This window comes from Saccharothrix sabaoui (assembly GCF_051756985.1).
GTDB lineage: Bacteria > Actinomycetota > Actinomycetes > Mycobacteriales > Pseudonocardiaceae > Actinosynnema.
Window position 1 is genome coordinate 51,695 of record NZ_JBPKJK010000011.1, and the last position, 18,828, is coordinate 70,522.

Consider the following 18,828-nt stretch of genomic DNA (forward strand, 5'->3'; position numbering starts at 1 on the left):
TGCGCGCAGCCGGGCCACCGCAACCTCGGCGGGATAAACAACGGGCCGCTGCCACCGCCGACCCTTCACCGGCTGCCGTTCAAGGGTGCAAGCCTGAACTACCCGCGTGGCGTGGTGCCGGGCCTGTCCACCCCGGGGCACCAACCGTTGCCGCACGTCGCGCTCGACTCCTCCCTTCCGGCGAGGCCGCCAAGCCCTGCACCGCCCCTCCGACACCAACGGCTGCCACCACAGCGGCCAGGTCCACCCGGAGCTGCTCGACCCGGATCACAACCTGGACTTCATCACGGTCTTCCGCGCCTGCCCGGGAGACACAACCGGCGACGTGCGGCACGGCTCCAACGGCGAGCGGTCGCAGCTGGACTTCCCGGACACCGACACCGATCTGGTCATCATCACCATCGGCGGCAATGACGTGGAGTTCGCCGACTTCGCCCGCGCCTGCGTCTTCGACTCGTGCGATACCTCCACCGAGCAGTACCGGCGCTTGCCGGAACCGGTGCGGAACGCACTTCCGGGACGCCTCGACGAGTTCTACCGCGACATCACCACTCGCGCCCCGGTGCCCGGGTCTGGGTGCCGGGCTACCCGCAACTCGTCATCGACAATGAGGACTTCATCCCGTGCCGACACCTCGGCGACCTCCTCGACCACGACGCCGGCGACTACGACGGCCCCCGCGCCCTGGTGGGCGCGCTCAACGACGTCATCCGCGACCGCGCCACCACCATGAGCACGGACTTCCGGTCACGGGACCCGGCACGACTGTTCGCCGGGCACGAACTGTGCTCCACCCGCCTGCGGCCCTACTCCTACGGCCCTTCCGCCACCAACTACCACCCCAGCGCCGAGGCCAAGCCTCCTACGCCGCACTGGTCAAGGAACAAGCCGTCCACGACCGGTTCCGATGGTGATCGTGTCAGGCCAGACGACGCGAAGCAAAGTTTCCAACCGCGCCGTTCAGCTCTGTCAGTCCCGGGCGTGTGTCGATATTCGAGACCGCGATGAACCGAATGAAAACGCGGGCAGCGACCTGTAACGTCGCAGCTCAAGAAGTGTCTTCCCCGCGCGAGCGGGGGTGGTCCGCGTCTGGGGCTCCGGCCGCTGACGGCGAAGACGTCTTCCCCGCGCGAGCGGGGGTGGTCCCGGGGTGTACTTGGCTGCGGCGTAGTCCGCCATGTCTTCCCCGCGCGAGCGGGGGTGGTCCCAGTTGGGGTCCGCCGCTGACAACTACGTGGTGGTCTTCCCCGCGCGAGCGGGGGTGGTCCGAACCGCCAGCTGGTGTCGATGCTCAGGCCCAGGTCTTCCCCGCGCGAGCGGGGGTGGTCCCGCGGGGTCCTCGTCCTCGACCAGGACCTTCCAGTCTTCCCCGCGCGAGCGGGGGTGGTCCGGCCCGGCGACGGAGGGAGCACGATGGAGACGGCGTTTTCCCCGCGCGAGCGGGGGTGGTCCGGACCTGCTCCAGCGCGCGGCGGACGTCGGCGGGTCTTCCCCGCGCGAGCGGGGGTGGTCCGCTCGCTGGGGTGCATCGTCACCGCCCCGGACCGTCTTCCCCGCGCGAGCGGGGGTGGTCCGCGCGCCGGGCTCATAACCCGGAAGCCGTCGGTGTCTTCCCCGCGCGAGCGGGGGTGGTCCCTCGATCGCAGGAGGCTGGTCGCCAACCGCAAGGTCTTCCCCGCGCGAGCGGGGGTGGTCCCGAGTACGTGTAGGTGTTGGTCTGCCGACGACCGTCTTCCCCGCGCGAGCGGGGGTGGTCCGGTTCGCGTGGCCGGCGGGGAGGCCAGGCACACGTCTTCCCCGCGCGAGCGGGGGTGGTCCGCCGCGGCAGCGGGTGATGGTGGGGTCCGGTACGTCTTCCCCGCGCGAGCGGGGGTGGTCCTGCCTCGGGTGAGGTCACCGTGACGTGGCGAGCGTCTTCCCCGCGCGAGCGAGGGTGGTCCCCACGCCGAAGCAGTCAAGGTCGTCTGCGACAAGTCTTCCCCGCGCGAGCGGGGGTGGTCCCCCGACATCGCCCGCGTGTACCTGGAGGGCGCCGTCTTCCCCGCGCGAGCGGGGGTGGTCCCGCCTCCCACGGCATCGCGACCACCGACAGCGGGTCTTCCCCGCGCGAGCGGGGGTGGTCCTTTGTGATCCACTACCCGTACTCGGCCGTGCGTGCTGCTATCGGCTTCTCCGTCGTCTACGAGACCAGGCGCGGACCGTCGACCATGATTGGACATGGCTTCCCAGGGTCATTGCGTTGTGGGGTAGCTGCTGGTCACGGCGGTGATGAGGTCGTGTGATCGGCGGTTGGCGCGTCGGAGGGCGCGGGCGATGTTGGTGTCGCCGTTGGTGCGGTGCCATCCGATCGCGGTGTTGCGCAGGGTGGCGATGACGGCGGGGCCGGTGCCGGTGCGGGCTTGGTGTGAGTCTTCACGGAACGTCACGTCGCGGACGTGGTGGATCTGGTTCTCGATGAGCCATTCGCGGCGGATCCAGTCCTGCAGGTCGCTCGGCAGGGCGTCGCCGGTGGGAAGGGACACGGTGAAGTAGGCGGTTTCACGAGTGGTCTTCGTGTGGGTGGTGCGGCTGCGGGTGATCCGGATGGCCTGCTGGGCGTGCGGGAACGCGATGCCGCCGGGGGTGCGCGGTGTGACGGCTTTGACGGTGCGGGTCTCGCGGCGTCCGTGACCGCGGTCGCGGGTGCGGTCACCGACCGGGATTTCGGGCCAGGGCAGGGATTTGAGTTGGGCGAGCAGCGTCGGCTGATTGCCCTTCACCGCGGTCATCAGGTGGGCGCCGCGGGCGGCGACCTGGTGGGCGTGGTCGGTTTGGGTGTGCAGTGCGTCGGCGACGAACACCACGCCCTCCAGAGTGCCCACGACCGTGTGGACGGCGTCGAGAAGCGGGGTGAACGCGGGAATCTCGTTCGACTTCGCGTCCACGGTGACCTGGGCCAGCATGATGCCGGTGCCGGTGTCCAGCGCGGAGAGCAGATGGACCTGGCGCCCATCGTCCAGGCGGGCGCCGCGCAGGGTTTTGCCGTCCACGGCGATGACATGACGGTATCGATCTGGTCGGACCGGTGACGATCACCGGGCGCGGGCGGTGAGCCAGCCGCCGAGGACGGTGGCCAACAGATCGGCGTCGAGCCGGGTCAACACCCGCCACATCGTTGTGGCGGAAGGGATGCGGTCGAACCCGAGCCGCTCACGGGCATGTCCGTCGAGATCCCGCAGCCAGTCGCTGATCGCCGCGAAAGACGACGCCCCGGCCAGAACCGCGCAGACCGCGACCGCGAGCAGCGCCGACAGTGGGTAACGGATCCCGCGCGGGTCACGCGGGTCCGGCACCTTCGCCAAGGCGCCCAGCAGACCGCCGTGCTCACCGTCGGTGACAGGCGGCGGCGGGCTGCCGACGCGGCCCGGCGTGACGGTCAGCGCGGTGATGAGAGATGATGCCATCGGCGGGTGGGTCTTCCTCGGAGTCGTGAAGCGTCGCAACTCCATGATCACCGATGCGGTCTCACCCGCCGCCATCGCCTCCACGAAGGCCCTTCACACCCCAAACTCCCAGCTCAGCGTCTTGCTGTCTGACTATGCAATCGCCCTGCATGGCTTCCCGGACAGAACCGTGGACAACCACCGGGCAAACCATGTCCGAACGGGTGAAGCCCGCACCGTTGCGGATCCCCCCGGCAGATCGCCTGTCACACTCCGGGCAGGTCGAGCCTTCCGGGAGGGCGCGGGTGGAGATCCGACTGTTGGACGGTGTCGGGATTCACAGTGACCAGGGCGAACACAAGCTGAAAACAAGAACGCAGAAGTGCATGTTGGCCGTGTTGGCCTTGTCCCCGAACGAGCCGGTCAGCGTCGGGAAGCTGATCGACTGCCTGTGGTCGCCCGACAACCCGGAAGGTAAACAGGCCAGGAAACCTGCGTCCACCATTCAGACCTACGCCAAGCACATACGCGGCGCTCTTACCAGCGCGGGTGGTAATGGCGCCTGGCTGGACAGCAGATCACGTCCCGGGTTCTACGTGCTCGCCATCGACCGGATGTTGGTGGACTACCACCGGTTCCGGACCTTGGCCGGCACCGCCCAACAGACCCGTGACCCGGACCGGTTCGAGGAGGCGTTCGCCCTGTGGCGGGGTGCCCCGCTGGCCGGACTCGCCGGCGACTGGGCCGACCGCCGCCGCGGGGAGATGGCCACCTGGCATCGAACGCTTAAAGCACACCACTTGCAAGCCCTGCTGGGCAGTGGCCACGCCGACCGGGTGCTGCAGGAATTGCACGTCCTCGTCGAGCACCACCCGACGGACGAGTTCTTGCTTCTCGGCGTCCGCGCCCTGTGCGCGCTCGGAGAGCACATCGCCGTCCCCGTCTGGATCGATCGCCTTACTACCCTGATGCGCCAGACCTACGGCGCCGAACCCTCTGCGGGCACACTGGCTCATGCTCGCCGACTCTCCTCAGCCGTGGCCACCGTGCCACGGGTGGCCAGCACCCTGTCGTCCGGTCTGCCCGAGTTCCCCGGCCGCCAAGCTGTGGACAACGTCGTCCATGGCAGTCCCGTAGTCGCGGGCCAGGGGCACACCATCACCCCCGTACCGGCGGGCCCCGCCGCGGTGTCGGTGGAGAACGCCGTCCGGGATCACCGGCAAGTGACGGGGCGAGTGTTGAGCGAGGGGTTCACCGGGCGGGGGTGGGTGCTCGCGGAGATCGACGAACGTCTGGCCGAGATGTCCGGCGGCTACGTCTGGGTCGAGGGGGACGCCGGGGTGGGGAAGACGGCGTTGGCGGCGTTCCTGGTGCGGGAGCGGGGGTGGGTGGGGCACTTCGCCGGGGTGAGCAGAGGCGCGACGGTGCGGGTCGGGTTGCAGAACCTGGTCGGCCAGTTGGTGCGACGGTGGACACTGGCGGACATCGCGCCGGGCGCGATGGTGCCGGAGTGGGCGTTCACCCCGGAGGGGTTCGACGTGGTGCTCCGCGCGGCGGCCCAGCGGGCGCGGGCCGCGGGGAGCCGACTGGTCCTGGTCGTCGACGGGGCGGACGAGGCAGAGGTCGACGGGCAGCCGTGGGGACTGCCGTTCGTGCTGCCGGACGGGGTGTTCGTGGTGGGCACCTATCGGACCGGCCACCCGCCGGCGCGCGCCGGCGGCAACCAGGCTGTGGTGCGGCTGGCGGCCGACGATCCGCGTAACAGCCTCGACGTCGCGGCACACCTGCGTGCGGTGCTGCCGCCGGAGCTTGCCGGCGAGGACGTCATCGCCGCGCTGTTGGACCGGTGCCGGGGCGTCTGGGTGTACCTGCGCTATGCCGTCGAGGAACTGCGCAACGGGGTTCGTGACGTACGGGACCTCGCCACTCTGCCATCGGGTCTGTCCCACTACTACACCGATACCGTGGATCGCTGGAGCAGGAGCCCGGACTGGGACGCCGGGCTGTTGCGGCTTTTGGGCGTGGTCGCCGTCATCGGGGAGCCGCTCAACGCCGCCGACCTCGCGCTGGCGGCCGACGCCGACGAGACCGCGGTCCGGCGCTGGTGCCACAGCACCCTTCGGCCGTTCCTCGCCGTGGAGCGCGCGGGGCCGACGGCCCGCAGCTTTGCCGTCTACCACACCAGCCTGCGGGAATTTCTGAACGGCCGCCCTCTGGACGACCTCGGAGCCGAGGAGGACTGGCATTGGAGCGAGACCCTGGGTGCCGCGGCGACGACCGCACGTCACCGGATCATCGATCACCACCTCGGCAGGTTCGGCGGGCTCGACGCCGGGTTGCCGCGACTGTCCGCCGACCACGACCTGCTGACAGCGGGATCGGGATACGCGGTGAGACACCTGGCGGGGCACCTGCTCGACGCCGGACGGATCGAGGATCTCTGCCGGCTTCTCTCCGTCGGGGACAGGACGGGCAACCTGTGGTTCGCCGTCCACGAGCACGCCGACGCCGTCGACGACTATCTCGCCGACGTCACGGCCCTGTGGGTGCACCTCGCACACCGAACCGACGAGGCGCTGGCCGCGGGCAGACCCGCGTCGACGCTGGTGGACGAGGCGCGGTGCGCGCTCGCGACCTCCTCGATCAACAGCCTCACCGCGAACATCCCGGCCGACCTCGTGGTCGCCCTGGTGAAGGCCGGGATGTGGACGCCGGCTCGGGCGGTCGCGCACGCCCGTCGGCTGCACGCCCCGCCTGCCAGGGCGCTGTTGCTCGCCGCGCTGGTCCCGCTCCTGCCGGATCACCTTCGTCCTCCGGCGGTGGCGTGGGCGCTGGCCGCTGCCCGTGATCCCGTCACCCACATCACCGGCGACGTGCTGACCCGGATAGCGCCGCACCTGACGGACGTGGCCGACGCGGTGTCGATCGCGTCCCGGGTGCGGCACGGCGGGTGGCGTGCCGTCGCGCAGGCAGCCATCGCGCGACGCCTGGACGGGCAGCCCCGGCTGAACCTGCTTCGGGATGCCCTGGATTCGGCGATGTCCGTCGCCGGTGAGCACGATCGTGCGGAGACCGTCCGGCGAATTCTGCCGGAACTGCCCGATCACCTCGTCGATGACGCGGTGTCCGCTGTAGCCGGTACCGCCACGCCGCGCGAGAAGCCCCGGCCGCGAATCGGCGCGCTGCTGAAGAATGCCACAACGGACGGCAGCGAACCCGCACGGGTCGACGAGCTCGTCGCCCTGATCCCGACCAGTTCCGACGATGACCTTGCCGAGGTGCTCGCCGCCGCGGCTGAGATCTCCGACCTCGACGCCCGGGCCGTCCTGCTGACGGCGGTCGCAGCTCGGCTGCCCGTCGGCGAGCGGCCACCGGTGCTTACCGCCGCACTGACTGCGGCCCGCACCATCACCGCTGCCCCCGACATCCATCCCGACGACGCCCTTGCAGCGGCCAACCTCCGGACCCGCGCCGGGGTGCTGGCCGGATACGCGTTGCCCGACGAGCGCACTACCGCCGTGGGGCACAGCCCTCCCCCGCCCCCTGCCCGCAGGCTCTCCGAGATCTTGGCGATGGAGGACCCGTTCCGCAGAGCTCGCGCGCTGGCCTCGGCTGCGCCCGGTTTGGCCGTCGCCGAGGTGGATGTCGCGCTTTCCGCCGCTGAACTCCTCCCGGAGGAGGCTCGGACGCGGGCGCTCACCGGCCTGGTGCCCGTCCTCGGCTCCGCCGCTCACCTCGCACGGGCAGTGGCGGCGGCACCGAGCCGGGATCGTGGGCTGCTGGTCGCGGCGGTGACCCGTGCTGCGACGATTCTGCAGGGCCCAGACCTGGTCGCCCTGCTTCGCCGCACGATGCGGTCAGTCAGTCGGACGACTTGTCTCGCGCTCTTGAACGGGGCGGCCCCCAGGCTCGCCGAACTCACCGGTCCCGGGTTTCCCGACAGCCTTGCTACGGCGATCGACGATGCGCGGCGCTGGTGGCCGTGAGAGACGTCCGCTTGAGGGTAGGAGCGGGCCAGACGCCTCTGACTCAACAAGAGGTTGCGCAGGCGGTGCCGGCAGATGACGCCGCAGACCAGGTTCGGGAATGCATCGTGGATGTCATCGCGGATCTTCCCTCGGACCCGTAGGCGGCGGAACCGGTGCACAGGAGCGGAGAACTGCCCGACCACCACCGGTGCACGCCCAGTCAGGAGCCGTGGTCGACCCACGACGGCGATCATGGGTCTGGTGCCTTTGTCACACACCAGCCTGCGGCACCTGTCGTGGTCTTGATCGGCGTAGAGCATGTCGGGGCGTCGGCGCGAGCGGCCCGTGTCGCCCCTCGCGGGGGAAGGTTGCCGATCAGCGGCATCAGTTGGGTGACGTCATTGCGGTTGCCTGCCGGTGGGGGATACAGCGAGCGGGATGCCACGCGTTTCGGTGATCGGGTGGTGCTTCGAGCCCGATCCGGCACGGTCGACTCGTCGATCACCGCGCGCGGCCAGTCCGATGCGCCCGCGGCGTTCGGTTCAGCGAGCAGGTCCTCGTGCAGCCGTCGCCACCTCCGACTGGTGCCGGCCCTGTAGCCGCCATGCGCTCATGCCTGAGCGGAACCCATTCTGACGGCAAGGACTCCCACGGGATGTCGGCGTAAAGCACGAACAGGACGACCGAGAGCACCTCGCGGTCATCCAGCCGCCTGCGACTGGGGTGGTCGCTGCGGCGTTGTATCACCGGGAGCAGCGGTTCGATTCTCGCTACGACTCGTCGGCGACGATCCGGGGAAGTCGACCTTTCCTCACACAACGGTCGAACCCGGGCGATCGACCGTATTCCAAGATCATTTTGACATGGCCTTAAATCCGCAGATTTACGGCAAGACGACTCATTCCAGGTCACGGACCAATACAGAACAATCGATCTTGAGATTTCACCACCAGGAGAACACGCAGAGCCGACTCCCGTAGGACAAAAGCGTGATAACCAGACAGTTTTGTCGCGAACCGGGCTAGCATCGTATTTGCGACGCACGGCGGGCAAGTGGGGCTCGCGCGTGGCAGGCGTCGGGGGACGTTCGTGTGCCGGAAAGGTGACGAATGGTCATTGGGGAGTTCGAGGGGCTGAGGCCAGGCGATCCGCGACGCCTGGGACCCTACTGGGTTCGGGGCAGACTGGGATCAGGCGGGATGGGGACGGTGTACCTGGCGGAGTCGTCCGGAGAAAAGGTGGCCGTGAAGGTCATCCACTCGTCGCACGCGGCCGATCCCGTGTACCGCAAGCGGTTCACCCAGGAGATCGAGGCAGCACGGGCGGTGCGCTCGGAGTACACCGCCACGGTGGTCGACTCGCAAGTGGTGGGCGACCCGCTCTACGTGGCCACGGAGGTGGTCCGGGGACAGGCGCTCGACCGGTTGGCGGTACCCGGAAGGGGTCTCCCCGCCGAACGCGTCGTCTCGCTCGCCCGCGACACCGCACGGGCGCTGCGCGACATCCACCGGGAAGGGCTGATCCACCGCGATCTCAAGCCCTCCAACGTGATGGTCGGCGCGGTGCGCGCCGTGCTGATCGATTTCGGCATCGCGACCACCGTCGCCGACATCGGTCGCCTGACGAGCACCGGGAAGGTGATGGGAACCCTGCCTTACCAAGCCCCGGAACTGGTCAAAGGAGGCGGCACCGCGTCGGTGAAGTCCGACGTCTTCGCGTGGGGGTGCGTAGTCTTCTACGCCGCGACCGGGCGAGGGCCGTTCGGCGACGGCGCGGCGGGCGAGGTCATCCCGGCCATCCTCGGCGCGGACCCGGACCTGCGCGCGGTGCCGGGCGAGGTGCGCGAGATGGTGGGCCTGGCACTGTCGAAACGGGAACGGGACCGGCCGGACGCCGACGAGGTGGCCGCCGAACTGGAATCGGTGGCCGCGTCCGTGGTGGTCTGCAGTCCACCCCAGGATGGATACGCGATCCGGCTGCGGAAACTCCTGGCGGAGAACGGTTTCACCGTACGGACCTCCACCATTCCGGACACCCTCAACGGTGCCGGCGTGCTGCTGGTCCTGGACACCGACCGACCCACCCCGGAAACCGTCGACATGCGACTCGCCGCGGAACGGCTCAACATTCCCGTCCGGCGGATCGTCCTGGCCGGTCCGCGGCAGCCGGACGCTTTCCTCGACGCGCGTGCCAGCGCACTGCCCGGTCCAGCTCATCTCACGCAGCTGCGTGCCCTGGTGCGCACAGAGCCGCGAACGCACGACGCCACCAGCCCGGTGGACCGCACGGCGGCGCTCATCGCGGCGGTGCGCACCGCGCTGCGAGCGGGTGATCTCGTCACGGCCGACAGGCTGACCACCGACATGCTGCTCGCGGCAGCCGGGCGGACGGACGAGGGCTGGATGACCCGGTCCCACGTCAGTCACCTCGGTACCGCGTTCCTGCGCGAGTTCGCCGAGGTGTGGCAGGAGGAGACCGGCGGCAGGCACGGTTTCCGCGCCCAGCGGGCGCTGCTGCCGGAGAACTCGCGGAACAGGATGTTCACCCTGGCCCGCGCCTTCGGGTGGAGCCGTGAGGGCATCGTCTCCGACGACTACGAGACGTGGGTCGCCGACCGTGCGGACGTCCCCGGGTTCTTCCCGACACTGCGCCCACCCAAGCGCTCCTACGGCTGGTACGACAACTGGAGCATGACGGTCACCGCGGTGCACGACCGGATCAGTGAGGAGCGGCGCAGTGGGTGACGTCATCGGGTTCGTGGTGCCGGGGCTCGCCATCCTGGCCGGGCTGGGCTTCCTCGTGCTGGTCGTGCAGCAGGTCAAGCGGTCGATCCTGGACGTTCCGCTGGGCCAGTTCGTCGTCGTGACCCGCAAGTACAGCTCGTTCCGGCGCGCCGGTTCGCTCGCCAAGGCGGTGAACCGGCAGAGCAGGCTGCTGATCGGCGGTCGCATCTACTTCCGTCCACGTCGGCTCTACCTGGTGCACTTCCAGGACATGATCAGCATTCCGATGGACTCGATCGGGATCGTGCACGCCAAGATGGGCGGCTCGCTGGAGCACGGGCAACCCATCGCCCGGCACGTCCCGTGCGACCACTTCCAGGACTTCGAGACGTTCCTCGACGGAGGCGGGCAGCAAGGACCGCAGATCGAGATCCTGAACAGCGGCGGCCAGTACGCCATCCACCCGACCGTCTTCGACGTGAAGATCGTCAAACGCACCTACGTCCCGCTGAGGACCATCGGCGTCGTGGTGGCCAAGGTGGGCGAGATCATGCCGTACGGCCACACCCTCGCCCGGCACGTCGAGTGCAACTACTTCCAGGAGGGGGTGAAGTTCCTCGACGACGGTGGGCAGCAGGGACCGCAGCAGGCGCTGCTCCCCGGTGGCGGCAACTACGCCATCAACACCGACATGTTCAACGTCCTCACCGAGAACCACCTGGACCTCGAGACGGTCCCGCTGTCGCACCACTACCTGGAGCCGGAGGACCTGCGACTGGTGTCGGTGGAGAGCGAGGAGACCGGTGTCGTCATCGTCACCGAAGGCCTGCACCCGGTCAACGCCGCCGAACCCGCGCCGAAGATCGAGGGCCACGAGAGCTTCCAGTTCCCCTGGATCTTCCTGGCCAACGGCGGGCAGTTCGGTCCGCAGTCGGAGGTGCTCCCGGGCGGCTCCACCTACGCGATCAACCCGTTCTTCGCCCGCGTGGTGCGCATCCCCTCACGGGAACTGATCCTCTCCTGGGGGCGCAAGGACGTCAGCGCCGACCGCTACGACTCCGAACTGGACCTGATCGAGGTGACCCTGGACGGGTTCCACGTCTCGGTCGAACTCACCCAGACCTTCGCCATCCCGCCGGAGACCGCGCCGCACCTGGTCAAGCGGTTCGGCGAGGACGACGAGGAGCACGGCACCGCAGGCGTGCGCAAGTCGGCCGCGGTGCAGCGGCTGGTCACCCGCCTGCTCGGTGTGGTGGTCAAGGGCTACTTCAACGAGGTGTCCAACAGCCACCTCATCGAGGAGTTCATCAGCGATCAGAACCAGGTCCGCGCCGAGCTGAAAACCCTGGTCGAACAGGCGCTTCGGGAGCAGAACGTCTCCCCCAGGCTGACGACCATCGGGGCGATCAAGTTCCGGTCCGACGAGATGAACGAGGAGTTCCGGCACATCGCGAAGCTGCGGCAGCAGAGCAGGCAACTCGGCCAGCAACTGATCAACGCGGCGGTGGAGACGGACCTGAAGAGGGAGAGCATCAAGCAGGAGAAGCTGAAGCGGTCGGCGGAGCTCGAGGAGGACGTCCGCATCCTGGGTCGTGACCAGGTCGCGGCGGAGCGGATGGCCAGGATCGATGCGAGCCGCCAGGTCCCCCAGGTCCTCGTCGCGTCGAACGACCCCGGAATCCTCGACCTCCCCAGGCGGGTCCGTGGCGTCTCGCAGCGCGACGGACAGCTTCCCGTGTGGGTGCTGGACACCGCGGACGTGCAGCCGCGGCCGGCGCAGATCACCGAGGCCTACGAACGGAAAGAGGACGAGCATGACGACCGGCGCTGATCGTCCTCGCCTGGGAATCGACCTGGGCACGACCGCCACGTGCGTCTGCGTGGTGGACGGCAGCGGGAAGGTCAGGGTGCTGAGCAACCGGGAGGGCGGCGCGACCACCCCGTCGGCTGTGTACCTCGATGCGGACGGCACCGCTGTGGTGGGTGACCTCGCGCTCGACCAGCGCGCGCACGAGCCGGGGCGGGTGATCACCGAGATCAAGCGCGAGATCGGCGGCGACTACACCGTCGCGGTCCCCGGCGGGCACCTGCGGCCCGAGCAGATCTCAGCCCTCATCCTGCGGCAGGCCGTCGAGGACGCGCTCGAGGCGCTCGGCACCGCGGTGCCCGCCGATGGTCCGCTCGCCAGTGCCGTGGTCACGGTCCCCGCCTACTTCGGGACGGCGGAGCGGACGCGCACCCGTGAGGCAGGCCACATCGCGGGGCTGGACGTGCTCGACCTGGTCAACGAACCGACCGCGGCGGCGCTGGCCAGCGGCCTGCGCGGTACCCCGGCCGGGCGGGCGGTCCTCGTCTACGACCTCGGCGGCGGCACCTTCGACGTCACCGTCGTGCTCATGTTCCCCGACGAGGTCCGTGTCGTGGCGACCGGCGGGGACGCCCGTCTCGGCGGCGCCGACTGGGACCGGGTGCTCGTCGACCTCGTCCTCGACCAGTTGGGCGACCTCTCCGACGAGGAGGATCCTCGGACGTCGCCGCGACTGATGGCAGGTCTGCTCGGACGGGCGCAGGCGGTGAAGGTCGCGCTGTCGACCTCCACCGAGCAGCTGCTGACCCTGCGGACCGCGCAGGGCCGTGTGCACCGCATGGTGATCTCCCGCAACGACTACGAGACGGCCACCTCCGACCTGCTCGACCGGACCCTCGACTTCACCGCCGACCTCATCGAGCAGGCCCGCGCCGCCGGGGTGTCGACGATCGACGACGTCCTCCTGGTCGGCGGGATGTCACGCACGCCCGCCGTGGCGAGGAGGCTCGACGAAGCGTTCCCGCACCTGCCCACGCCCCGGCTCGCGGCCGATGCGGAACTGGTGGTCGCCAAGGGCGCCGCCCAGGTCGCCGCAGGCGAGTCCCGGAAGGTCGTGGACGTGACGTCCAAGGGCTACGGCGTGCTGATCATGCGCGATGCCGGTCGCCCCTCGCTCAGCAGCAGCACGATGCACTGGATCATCGTCCCGAACACCCCGCTGCCCACCAGCGGACGGCACACCTTGTGCACAGTGCGCGACGGGCAGACCGCGATGCGGGTCGCCGTGTACGAGTCCATGACGGATGTGCTGTCCGACGAGGAGGCCGACCACCTCCGGCTCGACGAGCGCACCCTGGAAGGGCTGCCGCGGGACGGCAGACGTGGTGACCCGGTCGAGCTCGACTTCTCCCTGGGCGTCGACGGAGTGCTGCGGATCGACGCCCACGCGGCCAACGGCGCGCGGCTGAGGATCGAAACCCAGGTCCGCGGCCGCGACACCGACACCGTCGCGCCACTGCCCGGCCTGCGGCGGTGACATGGCAGAGACGGACCTTCCCGGACTCCGTGAGGCCGATGTCCGCGCCTACCTCGACGACGTCATCACGCCGGTCGAGACGGGGTGGTCGCCCCACCGGAACCTGTTCCGGGTGTACCGGCTGCCCGCCGACTGCACCGCCGACGAGGTCGACTCGGCGCTGACCTCCATTCCGGAGCTGTGGGGCATGCCCGAACTGCGTGAGCGCACCCGGGCCGTGGAACGGCTGCGGCGCGGGCATCCGATCGCCGCGCGGATGTTGGGAGATCCGCGCGAGCGTTCGGTGCACCGGACCGCCGTAGCGGCGGAGCGCTCCGCCCTCGCCAAGGTGGTCGACCAGTTCCTGCGGTCCGCGCCGGGCATGCCCGGCGCCGCCGTTGCGGCCCTCGTCCGGCAGTCCGCGGGCCGTTGGAGCCGCCCGGACGTCCTGGCCGCGCTCGAACAGCACCGGGCGGTCGAGCGCGAGCCCGCGAGCCTCGACATCCCGCCGGACACGCCCCGGTCGCGCCGGATCACCGCCGCGCTGGACGACCTCGGGACCCCCAACCTGTGGGAGTACCTGACCAGGAACCTGTCGTCCGGCGGCCCGGACGTCCACGCCGACGCACTCCGGCGCAGACGCGCACATCTGCGGACCCGACGAGGAGCGGGTGTCGAGGCTGAGCTGACCGTGCTCAAGATCGTCGAACAAGCGCTGGTCGAGCCCGACGGGCTGAGCCCGCTGCTGCGCCACGAGTTCCTCACCGAACTGTCGGTGGCCGTGCTGCTGGGCTATCAGGAGGTCAGCTTCCTCGCCGCAGCCGACCCGCAGCGGAGCGTCGCGAGCGGTCTCCCCCGCGACCCCGACACGCTCGCCTACGCCGTCTGGTGCCGACGCACGCACCGATCCGACTGGGAGTCCGATTACCGGCAAGCCGTCGCCGACGGCAGGCTGCACGCCGCGCTCGTGGTGCTGTCGAGCAGGCGGCTGACCGGGGACTGGGAGCGGGTCCGAGACGCGCTGGCCGCGACCGTGGACCGGTTGACCGCCGATCTCGCGGCTGCCCGTGAACTGGAGGACACCGCGCCGGAGGACGCGGCGGCCCGCTACCTGGCAGTTGGTCGGGAGCTGACCGACCCCGCGATCAAGTCGGGCCTGCGCCGCTGTCCGGCCACCGCACCCGCCGAGGTGTCCGCGCGCGCACATCACGACGCCGTCGTCATCACGTGGCGGAAGTCGACATCCACTGCGGGTCAGCTGACCTACCGGGTCAGCCGGGGCGGGACGGTGATCGCCCACGACACCGACGCCTTGGTGCTGTCCGACGTGCCGCCCTTCGGGGTGCGGACGTCCTACACGGTGCAGACTTTGAGGAACGGTGTCCCTGGCGGGATGGCGCACAGCAGGGAGGTCGTGCTGACGCCGGAGGTGCTGGACCTGGCGGTCGAGTCGACGATGCTGTCGGTGCACGGCCGCTGGCGGTTGCCTCCCGGAGCTGTCGGGGCATCGGTGAGCAGGATCGCGCCGTCGGGCGACACCGCGGAGATCGCCACGCGCGACGGGACCGGGTTCGACGACACCGCCGTGGTGCCCGGTGTGCAGTACCGCTACCTCGTGCGCGCCCGCTATCCCGGCCGGGCCGGCAAGCCCGAGGACAGCGCGGGCTTGACGGTCCACGGCGAGTGTCCGGGGAACCCGCGCCAGGTCGACGACCTGCAGGCCAGCCTTTCAGGCGACACTGTGGAGTTGACCTGGACCAGGCACAGCGGTACTCCGCTGGTGGTCCGCGTCCCGCACGACGGGGTCGCGCCCGCGCCACAGGTCCTCGCCGCCGCCGACGCGGTGGTCGCGGGCCGGGTGGTCGCGGTCAGCGACACGGGCCGGGCGTCGGTCCCGCTGGCGGACCTGGCAGGGCAGCGGGTGCTCGTGCCGGTCACGGTGTCCGGCCCGCTCGCCGCCATCGGCCCGGCGACGCGGGTGACTGCGACACTGGAACCGGTCACCGGCCTGCACGCCAGGCGATTCGGCCCACAGGTGGTGCTGACGTGGCAGTGGCCGATGTGGGCCACCGATGTGCGGGTGGTCTGGCGGGTGGACGGGCCGCCCACCGGGCCGCTGGACCCGCAGGCCACCGCGGTCGAGATCAGCAGGTCCGCGTACGCGGGCCGCGGCGCGCGGATCACCGCGACCCTGCCCGGCGAGCACTGGTTCGGGGTGTCGGTCGTGGACTCCGGCCGATTCGGGCCGATGGTCACGGTGTGCTCGACGCGGCTGCGCGAGGTGCACTACAGCGTCCGGCGCGCGGCCTGGTGGCGACGGGGCGAACTGCTGGTCACCGTGCACGATCCGGGATTCACCCCCGACATCGCGGTCGTCGCCAAGTCCGGGTCGCGTCCGCTGGCACCCGAGGACGGTGTCGAGGTCCTGCGGCTGCCTGCCCCCGGCCCGCCCGAGCCCGTCCGGTTCCGGGTGCCGCGCCACCTGCGGCGGCCGGTGTTCCTGCGCGCGTTCTCCCTGGACGAGACGGTCGAGCTCGCCCACCCCGCCCCGCACTTCCTGGTCGTGCCCTGACCCGAGAGGAGACCGCTGTGCGTGCTCCGACCTGGAACGTCCCGGCCCGGCGCGTCCCGGCCTGCCCCTACTGCCACACCCGGACGCCAGGGATGGCGTACCTGAGGCAGTGCGCCTCGCGCTGCGGCGAGACCGCGATCGAATTCCCGGTGTCCGTCGCGCGCAAGGGCAAGTGCCCGCACGGACGTGCTCCGAAGGCCCGCCGGGTGTGCCCGGCCTGTGGGCAGGCCGTGCCGCGCGAGTACGTCGAGGGCCGCCCGAAGGTGGTCGCCGTGCTCGGGACGACGGGAGCCGGTAAGAGCACCTGGTTGGCGTCGGTCATCCGGCGGGTCGCGAAAGGGCACCTGGACGACCGCTTCCCCGGGATGTCCCTCGACGTGCTCGGTGAGAAGAGCAGGCTGCGGCACGAGCGAGATCGCGTGCTGGTCGCCGAAACCGTCCTGCACCGCACCACCGGCCCCGAGCCGCTGCTGGTCAGCCTGCGCGTCCGACCTCGGGGGCGGGCCGTGGTGATCGCGTTCTACGACAGCGCCGACGGGACCGCGGGGAACCTGGCGCACGCCGACGGCCTCGTCCTGGCCGTCGAGCCCGGGGCCGTGCCCGGCGACGCGGGGATCGCCGGGCTGGCCGAGTCCATGCGCTCAGCGCGCGGCCTGCGCCCCCGCACCCGGATCAGCCTGCCCCTGGCCGTTGTGCTGACCAAACTGGACACCGTGTGGGACATGGTCGACCCCGGGTCGCCGCTGTTGCGACCCGTGCCCCGGACAGGCGGCTACGCGGTGTCCGACGGGGTGGACGTCCACCACGAAACCACTGCCTGGCTCTACCGCTGGAACAGGACGGACCTCATCCGAGGTGCCCACACCGCCTTCCGCCGCCACCGATACTTCGCTGCGACAGCGCTCGGCGACCGAGCGGACGGCAGTCGGGAACCGGTGCCCTACCGGGTGGAGGACCCGCTGCTGTGGCTGCTCGCCGAGTTCGGCGCGATACCGACCTTCCGGGGTGAGGAGAGGACGACCTCGTGATCGCCCGACTCCTCCTCTACCTGCTGCTGGCCGTGTTCATGCTCGTGATCACCGGGCCGGTCCTCGCCGCCGCGGTCGCGTTCAGCCTCACGTTGGCGCTGGTCGCCGTCATCCGGGAAGCACTCGACTGCCTCGGCGTCCGGGCGAACACCGAGCACCTGGCGCTGGACACGCTGCCCGATCCAGCCGACCGGCGGTACCTGTCCGGCCCGGCTCTGCGCGACCACCGGCGCCTCGGCGTCGCCTGCTTCGCAGCGCTGCACCAGCGCGTGTTGGCCCAGTTAGACGAGGGCTTCGCGGGCAACGGGCTTCGGCGGGTGCGCCCGGTCCAGGAGTCCCAGGTCACCACAGGCTCGCCCATGGTGCCGTTCTTCGCGTTCGTAGGGCGCATCGGGATCGCCATCGGCTACACCATCGCGCTCGTCCTGCTGGCCACCACCTGGTTGGTGCAGCTGGTGTTCCTCACCGCCGCGGTAACGGGTTTCCGCCTCCTCGCCGGCACGTTGTGGCTGTTCGAGGCGGTTTCCCTGGTGCTGAGGGGAATCACGACGGAGTGCCCCCGCTGCCACACCCGACTCGCCCGCCCGATGTTCGTCTGCCCCTGCGGTCGCGAGCACCACGCGCTCGTCCCGGGCGCGCAGGGCGTGTTCCTCCGCACCTGCCGGTGCGGCCAGGACCTGCCCACACTGCTGCTCACCGGCAAACGCGGTCTCTCCCCGCGGTGTGGCGGCTGCGGCGCCTCCCTTCCCTCCCCGACCCAGACGATGCCCACGCGTCACGTCCCGGTGGTCGGCGGTACCGGCGCCGGGAAGTCGGTGTTCCTGCACAGCGCGGTCGCCTGCATGAGGTCCGGTCACGACGCCGTCCCCGCGGACCCCTTCACCGACAGCAGACTGGCCGAAACCGGCGCCCTCCTCGCCAACGGGCTCTTCCCGCCGCGCACGCCGGTGAGCCAACCTGTCTCGCACACCCTGCGGGTGCGCAACCGGCTCCTGCACCTCTACGACGCGGCAGGGGAGATCGTGCAGGACGCCGACCGCATCGCCGACTCCGCCTTCCTCGCCCTCAGCGACGGCGTGGTCCTCGTCGTCGACCCGCTCGCACTTCCCGCCGTTCGCGCCCGCGCCGACCCCGATGTCCTCGCCGCCTCCCGCACGTCCGGCACCGACCCCAAGACCGTCCTCGACCTGCTCACCGAAACCCTCACCGAGTACGACACCGCCACACCGCGCCGCATCGCAGTCGTCGTCACCAAGGGCGACACCCTCCCCTGCTCCACCCATCCCTACGCCACTCGCCCACCGGACCGCCCCGCCGCAGTCCGCGCGTGGCTCATCGCCCACGGCCACGCCGACCTCGTCCACTCCGCGGAACACCACTTCCCCCACGTCCGCTACTTCGTGGTCACCTACCTCATTACCTCCACCGATCCCCACGACGACCCGGCCGCCCCCATCCACTGGCTGTTGACGGGAAGCACCCCATGACCTCGTCGACCGACCGCGGCCGCGCCGTGGCCCGCGTCCTCCTGCTCTTGTCCGCCCTCGCTTCGATCGGCTTGCTGACCCTCGTCTGCACGGCCTTCTTCTGACGACGAACACCGCCCGGGCGTGGGTACGCCTAGAGGCCTCGACGCCGGGTGTCGCCTGAGATCACCCTGCTGTGCTCTTCGCACAATCAGCGACAGAGCCACTCGTCGACAAGCCCGCCCCCGCTGGGGCGTGACTCAGCCGACGGAGTGATGTATCGGTCAGAGGGCACTTTCCTGGCGGTGTTGCGGCCAGACTTGGAA

General features: G+C 70.3%; 10 protein-coding genes, 1 pseudogene and 1 CRISPR repeat array. Of the genes and pseudogenes, 8 read left to right on the forward strand and 3 right to left on the reverse strand.

The window, feature by feature from the left end; translation table 11 throughout:
* The first annotated feature begins 106 nt into the window (after window positions 1-106).
* On the forward strand, window positions 107-733 hold the full coding sequence (locus ACR807_RS05525; RefSeq protein ID WP_438920104.1) for a GDSL-type esterase/lipase family protein: 627 nt from the start codon (window positions 107-109) through the stop codon (window positions 731-733).
* Between the two features lie 324 nt (window positions 734-1,057).
* Window positions 1,058-2,123: direct repeats of the CRISPR family, unit length 28 nt; unit sequence GTCTTCCCCGCGCGAGCGGGGGTGGTCC.
* Between the two features lie 108 nt (window positions 2,124-2,231).
* Here the strand turns inward: ACR807_RS05525 and ACR807_RS05530 are convergent.
* Together ACR807_RS05530 and ACR807_RS05535 are read right to left on the reverse strand one after the other, a co-directional pair.
* A pseudogene (locus ACR807_RS05530) lies at window positions 2,232-3,038 on the reverse strand (ISAs1 family transposase); the annotation flags it as partial.
* A 33-nt stretch (window positions 3,039-3,071) separates the two neighbouring features.
* Window positions 3,072-3,518 carry a transposase family protein gene (locus tag ACR807_RS05535; RefSeq protein WP_438920136.1) on the reverse strand — a complete coding sequence of 149 codons (447 nt, stop codon included), beginning with the start codon at window positions 3,516-3,518 and terminating at the stop codon, window positions 3,072-3,074.
* A 209-nt stretch (window positions 3,519-3,727) separates the two neighbouring features.
* Between ACR807_RS05535 and ACR807_RS05540 the strand changes: the two genes are divergently transcribed.
* The gene (locus ACR807_RS05540; protein WP_438920105.1) at window positions 3,728-7,408 is read left to right on the forward strand and encodes an AfsR/SARP family transcriptional regulator; all 3,681 of its coding nucleotides are present in this window, start codon (window positions 3,728-3,730) and stop codon (window positions 7,406-7,408) included.
* 483 nt (window positions 7,409-7,891) lie between these two features.
* Here the strand turns inward: ACR807_RS05540 and ACR807_RS05545 are convergent, their stop codons facing one another.
* Entirely contained in the window at window positions 7,892-8,434 is a 543-nt protein-coding gene (locus ACR807_RS05545) for a transposase (RefSeq protein ID WP_438920106.1), read from the reverse strand.
* A gap of 65 nt (window positions 8,435-8,499) precedes the next feature.
* Here ACR807_RS05545 and ACR807_RS05550 point away from each other — a divergent pair, with 65 nt between their 5' ends.
* The 6 genes from ACR807_RS05550 to ACR807_RS05575 are packed head-to-tail and all read left to right on the forward strand — an operon-like array spanning window position 8,500 to window position 18,523.
* Window positions 8,500-10,134, forward strand: a complete 1,635-nt coding sequence (locus ACR807_RS05550; protein WP_438920107.1) for a protein kinase domain-containing protein — start codon at window positions 8,500-8,502, stop codon at window positions 10,132-10,134.
* Window positions 10,127-11,944 (forward strand): SPFH domain-containing protein, encoded by a 1,818-nt coding sequence (locus ACR807_RS05555; protein ID WP_438920108.1) that lies wholly within the window; start codon window positions 10,127-10,129, stop codon window positions 11,942-11,944. Before ACR807_RS05550 ends, ACR807_RS05555 begins: the two co-directional genes overlap by 8 nt.
* Complete coding sequence (locus ACR807_RS05560) at window positions 11,928-13,457, forward strand: Hsp70 family protein (protein ID WP_438920109.1); 1,530 nt, start codon at window positions 11,928-11,930, stop codon at window positions 13,455-13,457. The genes ACR807_RS05555 and ACR807_RS05560 overlap by 17 nt, the downstream gene beginning before the upstream one ends.
* Before the next feature lies 1 nt (window position 13,458).
* The gene (locus ACR807_RS05565) at window positions 13,459-16,008 is read left to right on the forward strand and encodes a hypothetical protein (RefSeq protein ID WP_438920110.1); all 2,550 of its coding nucleotides are present in this window, start codon (window positions 13,459-13,461) and stop codon (window positions 16,006-16,008) included.
* A gap of 17 nt (window positions 16,009-16,025) precedes the next feature.
* A complete protein-coding gene (locus ACR807_RS05570; protein WP_438920111.1) occupies window positions 16,026-17,036 on the forward strand; it encodes a hypothetical protein in 1,011 nt (336 codons plus the stop codon).
* Complete coding sequence (locus tag ACR807_RS05575; RefSeq protein ID WP_438920112.1) at window positions 17,033-18,523, forward strand: TRAFAC clade GTPase domain-containing protein; 1,491 nt, start codon at window positions 17,033-17,035, stop codon at window positions 18,521-18,523. Before ACR807_RS05570 ends, ACR807_RS05575 begins: the two co-directional genes overlap by 4 nt.
* Window positions 18,524-18,828: the final 305 nt, after the last annotated feature.